Source organism: Stenotrophomonas sp. YJH_SMC_133, from assembly GCF_059370655.1.
This window is the reverse complement of sequence record NZ_JCAFTW010000003.1, coordinates 331,761-347,775: the sequence shown is the minus strand read 5'-3', so window position 1 is coordinate 347,775 and position 16,015 is coordinate 331,761. Positions and strand designations below refer to the sequence as shown.

The following is a 16,015-nucleotide window of genomic DNA, read 5'->3' as shown; positions in this document are numbered from 1 at the left end:
TGACGCGGCCGGAAGCGTACGCCACCACGGCCCCGAAGGGCCGTGGTGGGCACCGTGCGTGGTGCGTGGATCAGAAGCGCTGCTGGTATTTCATGTAGATGAAACGGCCGATGTCGAAGCCACCGTAGTAGGAGAAGTTGGCACTCGGCTGGCTGTACATGGCCGGGCCCTGGCGGCCGAACACGTTGTTGGCGCCGATCGAAACGGTGGCGTCCCACGGCAGGCTGTAGCGCGCCTGCACGTCATGGAAGGTGACCGATCCACGACGGTTGTAGTCGCGCGTACCGCTGAACCACGGCGCGCGCTGGTCGGGATGGGAACACTCGTTCGGATAATCCTCCGCACCCAGGCAGCGTTCCTTGACGGCGGAGAAGTAACGCAGGCCCCAGGTCAGGCCGAGGTTGCCATGCTCCCAGCCCAGCGACGCGTTGGAGCGCACGCGGAAGCCGATGCCGCCGTTGGTGGCAATGCCATTGCTGGGGATGGCCGGTACGCCGGCTTCGTTGGTGGTCTTCTCTTCGGCGTTGACCACATAGGTGGACTTCCAGTCAGCGCTCAACCTGCCCCAGCGGGTTTCGACCTTGTGGCCAATCTCCAGGTCGTAGCCTTCTGCCTGGCGGAAGCCGCTGTTGCGGTTGCCGAAGTTGAGTTTGTTGACGATGCCCAGCTCCGGGTCGCGGGTGAAGCTGCTGCAGCGCTCGGCAATACCCAGCTCGTAGCAGTCGCGAAGGATGTCGTTGGGATGGTCGGAGACGATGGTGTTGTCGATGCGGATCTTCCACCAGTCCAGTGCGATGTGAAGCCCTTCGGCGAACGTCGGGCTCCAGACCAGGCCCAGAGTGCGGCTGGTCGAAGTTTCCGGCTGCAGGTCGGGATTGGAGCCGTTGGTGAAGGGCAGGGGCGTCTGTCCACTGCTGCCGGTGATGGGTTCATTGCCCTGGCCGAGCTGGCGGTAGGTGTCGGCGTTGGCGATGTCGGCAGCACAGCGCGCGCGGACCTCGGCACTGCTTGCGGCTGCGCCATGGACCGTATCGCAGGGATCGCGGAAGCCGGTGGTGAACGTCTCCGAGCCGCCGCCGTACAGGTTGGCGATGGTCGGCGCACGGAAGCCCTGTGCCCAGGTGCCGCGGACCAGCAGCTGATCGATCGGCTTCCAGGTGAAGCCGAACTTGCTGTTGAGGGTTCCGCCGAAGGTGGAGTAGTCCGAGTACCGCGTCGCCGCGCTGAGGGTCAGTTCGCGGGCGCCGGCGAGGTCGCGCAGCACCGGCACGCTCAGTTCCAGGTAGGCTTCGTCGACGCGGTAGCCGCCACCGGTGGGGCCTGCCGCCAGGTTGGTGGTGGCACCGGTCTGCGCAAGCGCATCGGGGATGAAGCGGCCGTCCTCGCGGCGGCTCTCGGCCCCCACGGCGAAGCCCAGCTCACCGGCGGGCAGGCTGGCAAGGCTGCCGCTGAGGTTGGCGAACAGGTTGCGGGTGGTGGTGCGGCCGCGGGTGAGTTCTTCCGGGAACAGCCAGTCCTGGAGCTCCGTGTTGCCGGTCAGGCCATAGGGATCGTCCTGGCCATACGGAACCAGCGGGTTCCAGGGTTTGCAGCCTGCGATCGGCGCATCCGGCGTTCCGCATTCGACCTTGCCGGTTGCCGGGTTGTAGAACGAAGGACCGGTGGCATCGGCCACGCGCTGCTTGTGCAGGTTGCCGGTGGCACGTTGGGTCAGCTCACTGCGGTTGTACTGGTAACCCGCTTCCCAGTCGAAGTCGCGACCGCCGAATTCGAAGTTGCCCTCGAGTGCCGCGACGGCCTGCCAGGTGGTCAGATCGCTGGTGCTGACGCGAGGAATCTCCCAGGTACGACGGTTCCAGTGCACATCGCTGGGCGTGTCGTAGCCGTGATGGCTGCCGAACGGATTGAACCAGCTGTCGGCCGACATCGGGGTGATGCCGGCTGGGCCGGACTGGAAGGGATAGCCGGCAATCTGGCGAGTGGTGGTGCGCCGGTTGTAGGCCAGCTGGGTGTTGAAACGGACCTGATCGTTCAGCTCCACGCGCGCATCGACGAAGATCGAATCGCGCTTGATCGGCGTCTGCAGATGCATCTGCTCGTTGCTGTTGCTGACATCGCCGGTGAACGGTGTGTTGTCGCTGAGGTGGAAGCTGTCCGGCCCGCCCGGCTGGCTGCCACGGTCGAGCGAATAGCTGCAGCCCCGGCTGTTGCTGCAGCCGGGGCCCTTGAAGCCGGTGATGCGACCCCACTGGCCGACCGTGGTCCAGCCGTCATCCGCGTGGCCGTCGGTATAGGTATAGGCACTGAAGCCGCGGTCCCTGGCCCAGACGCCCTTTTCTTCGACATGCTCGGCAGCAACGCTGATGGAAGCACGGTCATTGGACCAGCCGGCAACCACGTCGTACTGGGTACGGGCACCGTCGCCTTCACTGTATTGGCCGTGATAGACGTTGGCGGTTACACCCTGAACGTTGCGCCGGGTGATGATGTTCACCACGCCGGCCATCGCGTCGGACCCGTAGATGGCCGAGGCACCATCCTTGAGCACTTCCATGCGTTCCACCGCAGCGGCAGGAATGCTGGAGATGTCCTGAAAACCCGAAGTGGTCATGCCCAGCCGCTTGCCGTTGACCAGCACCAGGGTGCGCTGCGCACCGAGACCACGCATGTTCACGTAGCTGCCGCCGGCGGCTTCGCCGGCGCTCAACGGGCTGGCGCGGCTCAATGCCGGGCTGCCGGTCGCGGTCAGGTTCTGCAGGATGTCGGCAACGGAGTTGAAGCCCTGTCGCTCGATGTCGGCGCGGCTGACGGTCAGCACCGGCTGTGCGGTTTCCAGGTCGACCTGGCGGATGCGTGAGCCGGTGATTTCGATGCGGTCCAGCGTGGTGGCTTCCGGTGCCTGCTGCGCGAGCGCCGGAACGGCCAGGGTTGTGGTCGCCGTGATTGCAAGCGCACGACGGATCGCCAGCCCCAGTGCGGGAATACGGATGGTCATGGGTGTCTCTCTCTCAGTCTTCGAAGTCTTCGGTGCGCAGCCAAGCGGGCCGCGCCAACGCCACCGCAGGCGGTGGTTGTTCGAACCTAGTGAAGGAGGAGAGGGAGAGGTATGGGGAAAGGACGAAATCGCCATGGAGCGGCATGACGCTTTCGCACAAACCGGAAGTGAATCAATCGATTGATCTGATCGACGGCGGAGCGATGGACGATGCACCCTCGCCCCGACTCTGGACCGAAAGCGTCATGGCAATTGCAGGCAGCGACAACCTGCGCGGAAACAGAAAAGACCACGGCTCCGAAGGGCCGGGGTCGTAGAGCTTCAACAGCTTGTCGAACACACGCGGAAGAGGCCTATGGCGACGCGTCATGACGTGCCGCCCTGGCCGTAGGGATCAGGCCACGAACGGCCGGAACTGGATACCCAGCCCGGCGATGCCGTCGGTCTCGCCGATCAGGTCGGCGCGGAGCAGCGGGCGCGCATCGATGAAGGCCTGCGGCACGATCAGCGACAGGCGGTTGTCGTCCGCGGTCAATTCCAATGCCGGCAGCGGATCGTCCTCGTGGGCGCGGTTGAGCAGTACCGCCAGGCGCAGCAGGGCGGCCAACCGGCGTGCGGTCAGCAGCAGGCGCTCGGGCAGGGCGTCGAACGCGGTCTTGGTCACGCTGCGGCGATGGCTGCGTACCAGTGCGGCCAGCATCTGCTGCTCCTGCCGCGAGAAGCCGGCGATGTCCGAGTGTTCCAGCACGTAGCTGCCATGCACGTGGTAGCCGCTGTGGGCAATCATCAGGCCCAGCTCGTGCAGGCGCGCGGCCCAGCCGAGCATGCGTGCGTCGTCGGCATCGAGTTTCCAGCGCTCCTGCACCTGCTCCAGCAGCGACAGCGCGGTGTCCTGCACGCGGTCGGCCTGTACCGTGTCGATGCCGTAGCGCTGGCTGAGCGCGGCCACCGATTCGTCGCGCAGGTCGTTCTCACCGGCACGGCCGACGATGTCGTACAGGATGCCTTCGCGCATCGCCGCCTTGCTGACCAGCAGCTTCTGCAGGCCCAGGGCCTGGAAGGCGGCCTCCAGCACCAGGATGCCGCCGGCGATGATCGGGCGGCGGTCGCTGGACAGGCCCGGCAACTGGATGTCGTCGATCTTCTTGGCCTTCAGCAGCTCGTCGCGCAGCTGGGGCAGGGCCTCGGCGGTGATCGCGCCCTTGCTCAGCTTCATCGTCGCGCAGATCTCGCTGATTGCCTTGTGCGTGCCCGAAGATCCGAGCGCTTCCTGCCAGCCCAGTGCGCGGTACTTGCTGGCAAAGGGCTGGAACTCGCGGCCGATCTCGGCCAGCGCGTCCTTCCAGCGCTTCTTGCTCAGCTTGCCGCCGGGGAAGAAGCGGCGGGTGCTGGCGATGCAGCCGGCCTGCAGGCTTTCACGCTCCAGGGTCTGCATGCCCATGCCGATGATGAATTCGGTGGAGCCGCCGCCGATGTCGATGACCAGCCGGCGCTGGCCAGGCTTGGGCGGTTGCGCGTGGGCCACGCCGAGGTAGATCAGGCGCGCTTCTTCGCGGCCACTGACCACTTCGATGGCATGCCCCAGCGCGGTTTCGGCCGGGACCAGGAACGACTGCGGCGAGCGCAGCTGGCGTACGGTGTTGGTGGCCAGCGCGCGTACCCGGTGCGGCGGCACATTGCGGATGCGCTGGCCGAAGCGGGCCAGGCATTCCAGCGCGCGCTGCCGTGCGGCGGAAGAGAGCCCACCTTTGCCATCCAGGCCATCGGCCATGCGCACGGTCTCGCGCAGCCGGTCGATCACCCGCAGCTGGCCGAGCGTGTAGCGCGCGATGACCATGTGGAAACTATTGGAGCCAAGGTCGATGGCGGCCAGCAGGTCGCCATCCTGCAATGCGGGCGGAGTCGTAGTGGTATGCGGCATGGGCGAATGTTAGCCGAAGGGGCGGTGTGCTCGTCACCGCGCGGCCTTCACATTTTGGAAGAGGGGAGTGCGGCAGGGCTGCGCCCTGCACCCGCAGAGGCAACGTCAACGTCAACGTCAACATCAAAAGCGGGGTATCCGTGGGTTGGCGGACCCACCCCGCCTTTGACAGATTTCTGCGATCTGATGGTGGGTGCCGACCGTTGGTCGGCACTGATCCTATCCCGCCCAAAATCGGTGCCTACTGCTCTTGGTAGGTGTCGACCTTGGTCGACACACCGGGTCAGAGGCCCTGCATCAATGCCATCTGCGCGGAATGCGGGGCTTCGTCGTGGGCCGGGGCACGCTTGTGGTAGATGCCGTCGGCATCCAGTTCCCAGGCGTTGAGGTTGTCGTCCAGGTAGTTCTGCAGCACCTCGCGGTAGACCCGCTTGGCCAGCTCCGGGTCGAGGATCGGGAAGCAGGTCTCGACCCGGCGCAGCAGGTTGCGCTCCAGCCAGTCGGCGCTGGCGCAGTACATCTCCGGTGCGCCGTCGTTGCCGAACCAGTAGACGCGGCTGTGCTCCAGGAAGCGGCCGACGATCGAGCGCACGCGGATGTTGTCCGAGATGCCCGGCACACCCGGGCGCAGGGTGCAGGCGCCGCGGATGATCAGGTCGATCTGCACGCCGGCCTGCGAGGCGGCGTACAGCGCGCGCACCACCTGCGGTTCGTTCAACGCGTTCATCTTGGCGATGATCCGCGCGGGACGGCCGGCGGCGGCGATGCGCGTTTCGCGCTCGATGCGGCCGAGGATGCCGGTGTGCAGGGTGAAGGGCGACTGCAGCAGGCGCTTGAGCTTCATCTTCGAGGCCAGCCCGGACAGCTGCTGGAACAGCAGGTGCACGTCGTTGCCGATGTCCGCATCGGCGGTGATCAGGCTGATGTCGGTGTACGCGCGGGCGGTGCCGCTGTGGTAGTTGCCTGTGCCCAGGTGTACATAGCGGCGCAGCTTGCGGCCCTCGCGTCGCACGATCAGCAGCATCTTGGCGTGGGTCTTGTAGCCGACCACACCGTACACCACCTGTACGCCGGCTTCCTGGAGGCGATCGGCCAGGCCCAGGTTTGCCTCTTCGTCGAAGCGTGCGCGCAGTTCAACGACCACGGTCACGTCCTTGCCGTTGCGCGCAGCCTGGATCAGCGCATCGACAATCAGCGAATCCTTGCCGGTGCGGTACAGGGTCTGCTTGATCGCCAGCACGTTGGGGTCGATCGCCGCCTGCCGGATCAGGTCCAGCACCGCGGTGAAAGCATCGAACGGGTGGTGCAGCAGCAGGTCCTGGCGCGCCGCGGTCTCGAAGATGCCGTCGCTGTCGCGCAGCGTGCGCGGGGTCATTGGCGGGTACTTCAGGTCCGGCTGTGCGATCAGGTCGTACAACTGGATGATGCGGTTGAGGTTGACCGGGCCGTCGATGCGGTACACCGCGTTCTCGGTCAGGCCGAAGTTCTGCAGCAGGGTGCGCACGATCTCGCGCGGCATGTCCTGCGCGATTTCCAGCCGCACCGCCGGCCGGTAGCCGCGATCGACCAGTTCGTCGCGCAGTGCCAGCGCCAGGTTTTCCACCTCCTCCTCGTCCACCACCAGCTCGGAATTGCGGGTGACGCGGAACTGGTAGGCCCCCTGGACTTCCATGCCCGGGAACAGCTCATCGACGAAGGTGGACAGCACCGATGACAGGAACACGAAATTCTGCGACCCGCCGAGCTTCTCCGGCAGCTGGATGATGCGCGGCAGCGAGCGCGGCGCACGCACGATGGCCAGATGGCCGGCGCGGCCGAACGCGTCGGTACCCTTCAGCACCACCACGATGTTCAGCGACTTGTTGAGGATCTTCGGGAACGGGTGCACCGGGTCCAGGCCCAGCGGCGACAGCACCGGCATGATCTCGTTGCGGAAATAGGCACGCAGCCAGCGCCTCTGCCGATCGGTCCAGGAGTGGCGGCCGAGCACGCCGATGCCGGCCTCCATCAGCGCCGGGCGCAGCGTCTCGTTCCAGCAGCGGTACTGCTGGTCGACCAGTTGTGCCGCGCGGTCGTGGATGGCGTTGAGGATCGCCTGCGGGCTCATCCCGTCCGGTGCCGGTGGCAGGCCGAATTCCTGCGCGTGGCGGACGGCGGCGGCGCGGATCTCGAAGAACTCGTCCAGGTTGGTGCAGGAGATGCACATGAAGCGCAGGCGCTCCAGCAGCGGCACCTGCGGATCCATCGCCTGCGCCAGCACGCGGAAGTTGAAATCCAGCTGCGACAGCTCGCGGTTGATGTAGAGCGCCGGGTCGCGCAACGGATCGTTGTCCGGGCTCACGGGGAGGGGGAGGGATCCGAGGCTGCTCATGGCGTCATTCTTCGATGGAAGTCAGGGGGGCGGACTCGCGCGGGCGCACGTGGTCGGCATCGAAATGGCAGGAAAACACCGAGCCCTTGCCGACCTCGCTTTCAATCTCCAGCCGCGCGTGGTGCAGGCCGAGGATGTGCTTGACGATGGACAGGCCCAGGCCGGTACCGCCGCTTTCGCGGGAGCGGCTGCTGGAGACACGGTAGAAACGTTCGGTCAGGCGTGGCAGGTGGGAAGCCGGGATGCCGTAACCGGAATCGCGCACCGCCAGCACCGCGCCCTCGCCTTCGCGGCGGAACTCCACGGCGATGCGGCCACCGGCCGGCGTATAGCGCACCGCATTGGTGACCAGGTTGGAGAAGGCGCTATGCAGCTCCTTGGTGGAACCCTGCAGGTCGACGCCGGCCAGATCGTCGATGCTGATCTGGTGGCGGCCCTGGCTGTGCGCTTCGGCCTCGCGGCGTAGTGTGGCCAGCATCGGCTGCATGGCGACGGTCTCTTCCTCGCTGTGCTCCTGCGACTCCAGCCGCGACAGGGTCAGCAGGTCTTCCACCAGCTGGGCCATGCGCTGGCTCTGCTTGCGCATTTCTTCCAGCATCGGACCGGTGCCCGGGAAATCCTCCGGGTCCATCATGTCCAGGTAACCGTGGACCACGGTGAGCGGCGTGCGCAGTTCGTGTGAAACGTTGGCGACGAAGTCGCGGCGCACCTGTTCCAGGCGCAGCAGCTTGCTGACGTCGCGGGCGATCAGCAGCCAGTAGTCTGAAGAATACGGAATCAGTCGCAGGTTCAGGCGGATCGCAGGATCGACCGGTGAGGGCACGTCCAGGATCGGCTCGGCGTTGCGGCCGCCGGCCAGCCAGTGCGCCAGCGGCATCGGCTGCAGGCGTTCGACCAGCGCCTCGCCGAGGTCGCCCGGATGATGCAGGCCAAGCAGGGCGGTGGCCGCTTCGTTGAACCACTGCACGCGCTGGCTGTTGCGGTCCAGCACCACCACGGCATCGGGCAGCGCGGCGGCAGCGGCGCGGTAGCTGCGCAGCATGTCGAGCAGGCGGCGCTTGCGAACGCGCATTTCCACCTGGTTGCGGTACAGCAGGCGGTCCAGCTCGTTCCAGACGCCGGTGCCTTCCTCGGCGGTATCCCAGCGCTGGCGCGCGGTCAGCCGGCGCAGCACGCTGCGCAGCCGCCAGTAATGCCAGGCCAGGGTGGCCAGCGCGCCCAGTGCGATGCACAGCCACAGGTGACCCGTGAACCACCCCACCAGTCCGGAGAACAGCAGTACCGCGGCAACGGTGGCCAGGGTCTTCAACCAGGCAGAGCGGATGTGGCGGGGCATTGCGATCTCGTCGTTGAAGTGCGGCGGTTCACTGGGGTGAACCGAGGGTTATAGCAGAGTTGCCGGCGCCGGCACCCGCGGTGCGCGGCGTCGGCACGACGAGACTCAGGTCGCGGTGGAGAAGCGGTAGCCGGCGCCGCGCACGGTCTGCACCATGTTCTCGGCGTTGAACGGTTCCAGCGTCTTGCGCAGGCGGCGGATGTGCACGTCGATGGTGCGCTCCTCCACGTACACGCTGCCGCCCCACACATGGTCCAGCAGCTGGGCGCGGGTGTAGACGCGCTCGGGGTGGGTCATGAAGAAGTGCAGCAGGCGGTACTCGGTCGGGCCGATCGGCACCGGCTGGTCGTTGGCGAACACGCGATGGGCGGCGCCGTCGATGCGGATCGGGCCGACGGCCACGCTGCCGTCCTCGTCGTCCTCGCGGGCGCGGCGCATGACCGCACGGATGCGGGCCAGCAGTTCGCGCGCCGAGAACGGCTTGACCACATAGTCGTCGACGCCGGCTTCAAGGCCACCTACGCGGTCGTTCTCTTCACCGCGGGCGGTCAGCATGATGATCGGCACTTCGCGGGTCAGCGTTTCCTTGCGCCAGCGGCGGGCCAGGTCCAGGCCGCTGGTGCCGGGCAGCATCCAGTCCAGCAGGATCAGGTCGGGGACGCGGTCGGCGATGGCGGTCTGGGCCTCACGGGCATCGCCGGCGTGGACCGGTTCGTAATCGCCCTTGCGCAGGGCGAAGGCGACCATTTCACGGATCGCGGGCTCGTCATCGACGATCAGGATGCGTTTCTGCACGAGGACACCGTAGGGCTCGGTTACTGGAGTGGTGCCAGTAGACTACGGTTTGATGACATGTTTGTGACTGCCTGGCCGGAACCGGTCGGGATTGCCATCGACCGGTCACGCAGCACTCAGCGGCGGTCCAGGTCCGGGTCCTGCACGCCCTGGCGGCGCAGCTCCAGCACGGTGGGGGTGATCGCCTCGATGCGCGCATCCACCCGCGCCCGGCCCACGTAGTCCAGCGCCGGGTTGCGCTTGAGGGCCTGCAGCTGCATCAGCGATTGCTCCGGGCGGCCGCTGAGGAAGGCGGCCTCGGCATAGGCCTCGCTGGCGCGCACGCTGTCACCGGCCAGCTCGCTGGCGCGGGCGTATCGCTGCTGGAAGACCGGATCGTTACCACTTTGCGACAGCAGGGGCCGCAGCATGGCCTGCGCGCGCTGGCCCGCCTCGCGGGTGCCCTGTTCGTTCAGGATCTCGGCGTAGGTCAGGGCCACGGGCCGGCTGTTGGGGTGCTCGCGCAGCAGCTGCTCGAAACGGGTGTTGGCCTGCGCGCCCAGCCCGGCACGCGATTCGGCCTCGCCCAGGCCCAGTGCCAGCCACAGGTTGTCCGGGCGGGTCTGCAGCAGGCTGGCCAGGGTCTGCCGGGCCTGCGTGGCACCGCTGCGGCCGCCGCGCATGACCGCCAGCGCCTGGCCATAGCGCTGGGCGTCGTTGAGACCGTCCTTCTGCCGCTTGGCCATGTCCGCGTATTCGCGCTCCAGCTCGGCGGTGGAATCGGCGCTCAGCACGCGCAGGCGCTCGCGTGCCCACTCGAAGTCGCCGCTGGCGCCACGGGCCAGCTGGCCGACCGGAACGCGCAGCACGCTGCTGGGCAGCAAGGGGTTGTTTCCTCGCAGCAGGGGCTCGGCCAGGCCCGGATCGGCTGGATTCACCCGCTCCCTGCGCTCGCCGCTGGGGGTGCTGGTGGTCAGCAGCACCGTGTCCTTCTTCATCTGCTCGGCGCGGGCCTTGGCCTCGCTGATGCGGGTGATGTTGACCGGATGGGTGCGCAGGAACTCGGGCACGCTGTAGCCGCCCTCGTTGCCGCGCATCGCTGCCGACATGCGCTCGAAGAAGCCGGCCATGGCATCCACGTCGTAGCCGCTGCGCGACAGGGTACGGATGCCGAGGCGGTCGGCTTCCGATTCGTTGGAGCGGGTGTAGTTGATCTGCCGCTGCTGCATCAGGCCCATGCCGGAGCTGATCGCGGCCATCGTCGCGTTGCCGGAGGAGGTGCTGTTGCTGGCCTGCGCGGCGACCACCGCCGCCAGCATGCCGAGCAGGATCGGGATCTGGTCGCGCTGGGCGCGTTCGACCCCGCGCAGCACGTGCTGCTGGGTGACGTGCGCGATTTCGTGCGACAGCACTGCAGCCACCTCGTCCTCGCGCTCGGCGGTCAGCACCAGGCCGGCATTGACCCCGATATAGCCGCCCAGCGTGGCGAAGGCGTTGATCTGGCGGTCCTTCATCACGAAGAACGTGTAGGGCTGGCGCGGCTGGTCGCTGTTGGAGCCAAGCCGGGTGCCCATGGTCTGCAGCCAGTCGTTCACCAGCGGGTCGTCCAGCAGGTAGCCGTAGTTGCGCAGCTCGCGCAGCATCATCGCGCCGTACTCGGCCTGGCGCGCCGGGGTCAGCAGCTCGCCGGCCGAGGAGCCGATGTCGGGCAGCTTCTCCTGGGCCTGGGCCAGCGGCATGGCCAGGGCCAGGGTAACGGCGGTAGTCAGCAGCAGGGCTCGCAAGCGGAAGGTCCTCGGGCAGGGCGCGCCAAGCGTGGCAGGGCAGGGGGCAACCATTCGTTAACCCACAGTGTTGCGGCGGTGGCGTGGAATTTCCAGCGCACCGGTACCATATGTAGACCGTCGATCCATCGTGGAGTTTCCCGTGACAGCCCAGACCGCCGGCGGCGCCCCCGCCATCACCATCTATTCCACCGCCGTCTGCCCGTACTGCGTGGCCGCCAAGAACTTCCTGAAGAGCAAGGGCCAGCAGTGGACCGAGGTCCGCATCGACCTGGACCCGGCCGAGCGCGAGAAGATGATGGCACTGACCCGCCGCACCAGCGTGCCGCAGATCTTCGTCGGCGACGTCCACGTGGGCGGCTACGACGACATGATGGCCCTGCACCGTGAAGGCAAGCTCGAGCCGCTGCTGGCCGGGCAGGGCCAGGCATGAGCGCGGCCGACGACGGCAGCAAGGACCGCATCGCCGAATTCACCGACTTCCGCAAGCGCATGAACGAACGCATCCTGGGCGAACCGAACCAGGTGGTGCGGCGCTTCTTCGCACTGGACACGCAGACCTACCAGGCCGGCGCGCTGGATGTGAAGACCAAGGAACTGCTGGGCCTGGTGGCCTCAATGGTGCTGCGCTGCGACGACTGCATCAGCTACCACGTGGCCCAGTGCAAGGACGCCGGCGTGACCCGTGAAGAGTTCTTCGAGACCTTCTCGGTCGGCCTGGTGGTGGGCGGTTCCATCGTGATCCCGCACCTGCGCCGCGCGGTCGACTTCCTCGACCAGCTTGAAGGCGGCGCCAGCGCTCCGGCAGCGCACGAGCACTGAGGGTAGTGCCGGCCGCTGGCCGGCATCGCCTGAACTCGACCTGGCCGAGGTTGCCGGCCAGCGGCCGGCACTACCGGGCCCGCGAGGGGGCCTGTCCCGCGATCCAGCAGCCCAGGAGCCCCTTCTTGTTGAAGGGGCGCGCCGACAGGCGGGGGTAGAGGAAGAATGCGCGGGCAATTCTGCCTGAGCCGGGCACTGGGACCATGGTCTATTTGGGACCTCGGCCCCGTCTCAGGCATAATTGCCGGTGAAACTTCCTTTGCGCCGGCGTTTCCGGGCACGTCCGGACGGCGTTTTTCCCCCTGTTCGGAACATCGATCAATGACGCAGAAAATTACGGTCATCCGCGGCGACGGCATTGGCCCGGAAATCATGGACGCCACCCTGTTCGTGCTCGACCAGCTCAAGACTGGCCTGGAGTACGAAGACGCCGACGCCGGCCTGGTGGCCCTGGAAAAGCACGGCGACCTGATGCCGGCGGTGACCCTGGAATCGATCGCGCGCAACAAGGTCGCGCTGAAGAGCCCGCTGACCACCCCGGTCGGTGGTGGCTTCACCTCGATCAACGTCAGCCTGCGCCGCCATTTCGACCTGTACGCCAACGTGCGTCCGGCCCACACCTTCCCGAACACCAAGTCGCGTTTCGACAACGTCGACCTGATCACCGTTCGTGAGAACACCGAGGGTGCCTACCTGGCCGAAGGCCAGGAAGTGTCGGCCGACGGCGAGACCGCCTTCTCCGGCACCCGCATCACCCGCAAGGGCTCCGAGCGCATCGTGCGCTACGCCTTCGAGCTGGCCAAGAGCACCGGCCGCAAGAAGGTCACCGCCGTGCACAAGGCCAACATCATCAAGTCGACCTCGGGCCTGTTCCTGAACGTCGCCCGTGAAGTGGCCGCGCAGTACCCGGACATCGAGTTCCAGGAAATGATCGTCGACAACTGCTGCATGCAGCTGGTGATGCGTCCGGAACAGTTCGACGTGATCGTCACCACCAACCTGTTCGGCGACATCATCTCCGATCTGTGCGCCGGCCTGGTGGGCGGCCTGGGCCTGGCCCCGGGTGCCAACATCGGCAAGGACGCGGCGATCTTCGAAGCCGTGCACGGCACCGCGCCGGACATCGCCGGCCAGGGCAAGGCCAATCCGTGCGCGCTGCTGCTGGCAGCCGCGCAGATGCTGGACCATATCGGCCAGCCGGAAAACGCCGAGCGCCTGCGCAAGGCCATCGTGGCGACCATGGAAGCCAAGGACTCGCTGACCGGCGACCTGGGCGGCACCGGCACCACCATGAGCTTCGCCAAGGCCATCGCCAGCCGCCTGTAAGCGGCAGGTCGATCGCGGTTGGATCCACAGCGGGGCGCCTTCGGGCGCCCCGTTGCGTTTCTCCGCCGGTGTAGCGTCGAGCCATGCTCGACTGATCTTCGTGTCGGCAACCGCAGAAAGGCCGTCGAGCATGGCTCGACGCTACAGATGTGGCCTGTGCGAGCTTCGCACAGATCATGTGCCTCTGTGGGGCTGGTTCGTGCGCCAGGCGCTCCGCATCCTGTGCTCCACACCCATCGCAGGAATCCGCACATGAACCTCACCACCTTCGGCCTGGCCAGCCTGATCGGCATGGCCGCCACCGCCCCGGTTGCCGCCGTTGATCCGGCCCATCCCACCATCCGCCAGATGGCCGGCGCGCCGGTCGCGACCTCGCTGGATGCAGCGAAGACCGCCGTGCTGGTGATCGACTTCCAGAACGAGTATTTCGATGCCAGCGCCGCACCGGGCTTTGCCGGTGGCCGCATGGTCATCCCCGACGGCATGGCCGCACTGCGCCAGGCGAAGCGGGTGGTCGAATTTGCCGGCGCCAATGGCATCGGTGTGATCCACGTGCAGCATGTGCTGCCGGCCGGCGCGCCGCTGTTTGCGCAGGGCAGCGTCAATGCGGCCTTCCATCGCGACCTGCAGCCGCGCCAGGGCGAGACCGTGGTGCAGAAGGACAACGTCAGCGTGTTCGCCGGCGCGTCCGCCGCCGTGCTCGACCAGGTGCTGAAGAGCGCCGGCATCGACACGCTGATCGTCACCGGCCTGCAGACCCACGCCTGCGTGGCCGGTGCCGCGCGCGATGCGGCCGCCGCGCCGCGCGGCTATCGGGTGATCGTGGCCTCCGATGCCAGTGCCAGCCGTGACCTGGACCTGGCCGGCGGCCAGCGCATCAGCCATCGCGCGCTGCATGAAGCCTCTCTGGCCCAGATCGAGGACACCTTCGGCGATGTCATGACGACTGACGCGATCCTCGCACTGCCGGTGCGCAAGGCTGGCGACGGCGCTTGATAAGCTGGCGGGGCCCGCATGCCGTGGGCCCCGCCAGACGGAGCTGCCCGCCGATGGATCACTTCGCCGCCCTGCGTGCGCTGCGCGCCATCGTTGACGCGGGCAGTTTCACCGCGGCCGCTGAACGCCTGGGGACCACCCACTCGGCGATGTCCCGGCAGCTGCGCCAGTTGGAAGAACACCTGCAGGTGCGCCTGCTCGATCGCAACAGCCGTCGGTTGTCATTGACCGAGGCCGGGCGCGACTACTACCGCGAGGCGGCAACGCTGCTGGACCGCCTGCAGGAGGCCGACGACCGTGCCCGCGCCGGGCAGGCGCAACCCAGTGGCCGCGTACGGATCAGCGTGCCGCAGGTGGTGGCCAGCCAGGAGCTGCCGCACTGGCTGCCCTCGTTCCTGCAGCGCTACCCGCAGGTCACGCTGGACCTGTCGGCGGATGATCAGCTGGTCGATGTGGTGGGCGGTGGTTTCGACCTGGCCCTGCGCATTGCGGCTTCATTGCCGGACAGCCAGCTGGTCGCGCGCGAGCTGGCCAGCTGCCCGCGCATCCTGGTCGCGGCACCGGCCTACCTGGCTCGCCATGGCCTGCCGCGACAGGCAGCAGATCTCGAACAGCACACGCTGCTGGGTTTCAGTCCCACGCCGTCAATGCCGCCCTGGCAATTGCAGGGGCCGCGTGGCGCGAGCGTGAGCGTTGACGCCGGGCAGCGCCTGCGCGTGGATGCCACCCCCGCCCTGTATGCCGCCGCGCTGGCCGGAATGGGCATCAGCCTGTTCACCGCGTTGACCGTGCAGGAGGACCTGCGCGCCGGTCGTCTGATCCGCGTGCTGCCAGCCTGGCATGCCGGCCAGCGGCGCTATTTCGCGCTGTATCCGCATGCACGCGCGCTCGCCCCCAAGGTGCGCGCGCTGGTCGAGCACCTTGCGGCGCACTACGCTGCAGCGATGGGTTCGGCGGGGTAGCCGCGCGGCTGCAGCCGTGGTGGTGATAGCGTCGGTGACTCTGCGGGTTGCCCCGCAAAGGGCTGGGATCAGGCTGGGCGGAACATGCGGAAGCGCTGTTCGGCGCCGATACGGAAGTAATCGGCGGGGCCGCCGCCGCGCAGGATCGGTGCCGCCGCCGCGGTGTCGTAGATGCCATCGACCAGCAACCGTGCATCGATATGCACCGCCACGACTTCGCCCAGCACCAGCCAACCGTGGGTGTCCTGTCCGGCGGCATCGCGCAGGCGCACGATCTGGGTGCAGCGGCATTCCATGCTCACCGGGCTCTGTGCCACACGCGGTGGCGCGACCTGCGTGGATGCCAGCGGGGTCAGGCCGGCGAGGGCGAACTCGTCGACATCCGGTGCAACCGCGCGGCAGCTTTCGTTCATGGCCTCGGCCAGGTCGAAGGTGGCCAGGTTCCAGACGAACTCTCCGGTGGCTTCGATGTTGCGCAGCGAGTCTTTGCGGCCCTGGCTGGAGAAGCCGATGATCGGCGGGGTGTAGTTGAAGGCGTTGAAGAAGCTGTAGGGCGCCAGGTTCAACGTGCCGCCCGCGTCCTGGCTGGAAATCCAGCCGATCGGGCGCGGGCCGATGATGGCGTTGAACGGGTCATGCGGCAGGCGGTGGCCCTCCGCCGGGCGGTAGCTGTGAAAGGTGTCGGGCATGGGGGGGCAGGGGACGTGTGGGCCAGCTCGACTCTACAA

General features: G+C 67.3%; 13 protein-coding genes. 6 read left to right on the top strand and 7 right to left on the bottom strand.

Features of this window, described 5'->3' with window-relative positions; translation table 11 throughout:
* Window positions 1-70: 70 nt before the first annotated feature.
* Entirely contained in the window at window positions 71-2,995 is a 2,925-nt protein-coding gene (locus AC5P78_RS06215; protein WP_005408253.1) for a TonB-dependent receptor plug domain-containing protein, read from the bottom strand.
* A gap of 143 nt (window positions 2,996-3,138) precedes the next feature.
* Between AC5P78_RS06215 and AC5P78_RS06210 the strand changes: the two genes are divergently transcribed.
* Window positions 3,139-3,312, top strand: coding sequence for a hypothetical protein (locus AC5P78_RS06210; RefSeq protein WP_154344324.1), 174 nt, complete (start codon window positions 3,139-3,141; stop codon window positions 3,310-3,312).
* Window positions 3,313-3,389: 77 nt separating this feature from the next.
* On the opposite strand, the gene ppx is transcribed toward AC5P78_RS06210, so the two are convergent.
* From ppx to AC5P78_RS06185, 5 genes are all read right to left on the bottom strand, one after another.
* A complete protein-coding gene (gene ppx / locus AC5P78_RS06205) occupies window positions 3,390-4,916 on the bottom strand; it encodes an exopolyphosphatase (RefSeq protein WP_005408255.1) in 1,527 nt (508 codons plus the stop codon).
* Window positions 4,917-5,199: 283 nt separating this feature from the next.
* Window positions 5,200-7,287, bottom strand: coding sequence for a polyphosphate kinase 1 (gene ppk1, locus AC5P78_RS06200; protein ID WP_005408256.1), 2,088 nt, complete (start codon window positions 7,285-7,287; stop codon window positions 5,200-5,202).
* Window positions 7,288-7,291: 4 nt separating this feature from the next.
* Window positions 7,292-8,623 carry a phosphate regulon sensor histidine kinase PhoR gene (phoR, locus tag AC5P78_RS06195; protein WP_005408257.1) on the bottom strand — a complete coding sequence of 444 codons (1,332 nt, stop codon included), beginning with the start codon at window positions 8,621-8,623 and terminating at the stop codon, window positions 7,292-7,294.
* A 105-nt stretch (window positions 8,624-8,728) separates the two neighbouring features.
* Window positions 8,729-9,418, bottom strand: a complete 690-nt coding sequence (gene phoB / locus AC5P78_RS06190) for a phosphate regulon transcriptional regulator PhoB (protein WP_005408258.1) — start codon at window positions 9,416-9,418, stop codon at window positions 8,729-8,731.
* Window positions 9,419-9,534: 116 nt separating this feature from the next.
* Window positions 9,535-11,181, bottom strand: coding sequence for a M48 family metalloprotease (locus AC5P78_RS06185; RefSeq protein ID WP_005412370.1), 1,647 nt, complete (start codon window positions 11,179-11,181; stop codon window positions 9,535-9,537).
* A gap of 142 nt (window positions 11,182-11,323) precedes the next feature.
* Between AC5P78_RS06185 and grxC the strand changes: the two genes are divergently transcribed.
* From grxC to AC5P78_RS06160, 5 genes are all read left to right on the top strand, one after another.
* A complete protein-coding gene (grxC, locus tag AC5P78_RS06180) occupies window positions 11,324-11,614 on the top strand; it encodes a glutaredoxin 3 (RefSeq protein ID WP_004154541.1) in 291 nt (96 codons plus the stop codon).
* Window positions 11,611-12,003 (top strand): carboxymuconolactone decarboxylase family protein, encoded by a 393-nt coding sequence (locus AC5P78_RS06175; protein WP_005412372.1) that lies wholly within the window; start codon window positions 11,611-11,613, stop codon window positions 12,001-12,003. The genes grxC and AC5P78_RS06175 overlap by 4 nt, the downstream gene beginning before the upstream one ends.
* A 321-nt stretch (window positions 12,004-12,324) precedes the next feature.
* Window positions 12,325-13,329: an isocitrate dehydrogenase gene (locus AC5P78_RS06170; RefSeq protein ID WP_012479261.1), complete on the top strand. Its 1,005-nt coding sequence runs from the start codon at window positions 12,325-12,327 to the stop codon at window positions 13,327-13,329.
* A 252-nt stretch (window positions 13,330-13,581) separates the two neighbouring features.
* On the top strand, window positions 13,582-14,325 hold the full coding sequence (locus AC5P78_RS06165) for a cysteine hydrolase family protein (RefSeq protein ID WP_044569566.1): 744 nt from the start codon (window positions 13,582-13,584) through the stop codon (window positions 14,323-14,325).
* Between the two features lie 53 nt (window positions 14,326-14,378).
* Complete coding sequence (locus AC5P78_RS06160) at window positions 14,379-15,287, top strand: LysR family transcriptional regulator (protein WP_012479263.1); 909 nt, start codon at window positions 14,379-14,381, stop codon at window positions 15,285-15,287.
* 68 nt (window positions 15,288-15,355) lie between these two features.
* On the opposite strand, the gene AC5P78_RS06155 is transcribed toward AC5P78_RS06160, so the two are convergent.
* Window positions 15,356-15,976 carry a flavin reductase family protein gene (locus AC5P78_RS06155; RefSeq protein WP_012479264.1) on the bottom strand — a complete coding sequence of 207 codons (621 nt, stop codon included), beginning with the start codon at window positions 15,974-15,976 and terminating at the stop codon, window positions 15,356-15,358.
* Window positions 15,977-16,015: the final 39 nt, after the last annotated feature.

Bases quoted from the DNA above. Each gene is read 5' to 3' on its own strand.
- AC5P78_RS06215 (WP_005408253.1), bottom strand. From the start codon at position 2,995: ATGACCATCCGTATTCCCGCACTGGGGCTGGCGATCCGTCGTGCGCTT.
- AC5P78_RS06210 (WP_154344324.1), top strand. From the start codon at position 3,139: ATGACGCTTTCGCACAAACCGGAAGTGAATCAATCGATTGATCTGATC.
- ppx (WP_005408255.1), bottom strand. From the start codon at position 4,916: ATGCCGCATACCACTACGACTCCGCCCGCATTGCAGGATGGCGACCTG.
- ppk1 (WP_005408256.1), bottom strand. From the start codon at position 7,287: ATGAGCAGCCTCGGATCCCTCCCCCTCCCCGTGAGCCCGGACAACGAT.
- phoR (WP_005408257.1), bottom strand. From the start codon at position 8,623: ATGCCCCGCCACATCCGCTCTGCCTGGTTGAAGACCCTGGCCACCGTT.
- AC5P78_RS06175 (WP_005412372.1), top strand. From the start codon at position 11,611: ATGAGCGCGGCCGACGACGGCAGCAAGGACCGCATCGCCGAATTCACC.
- AC5P78_RS06170 (WP_012479261.1), top strand. From the start codon at position 12,325: ATGACGCAGAAAATTACGGTCATCCGCGGCGACGGCATTGGCCCGGAA.
- AC5P78_RS06165 (WP_044569566.1), top strand. From the start codon at position 13,582: ATGAACCTCACCACCTTCGGCCTGGCCAGCCTGATCGGCATGGCCGCC.
- AC5P78_RS06160 (WP_012479263.1), top strand. From the start codon at position 14,379: ATGGATCACTTCGCCGCCCTGCGTGCGCTGCGCGCCATCGTTGACGCG.
- AC5P78_RS06155 (WP_012479264.1), bottom strand. From the start codon at position 15,976: ATGCCCGACACCTTTCACAGCTACCGCCCGGCGGAGGGCCACCGCCTG.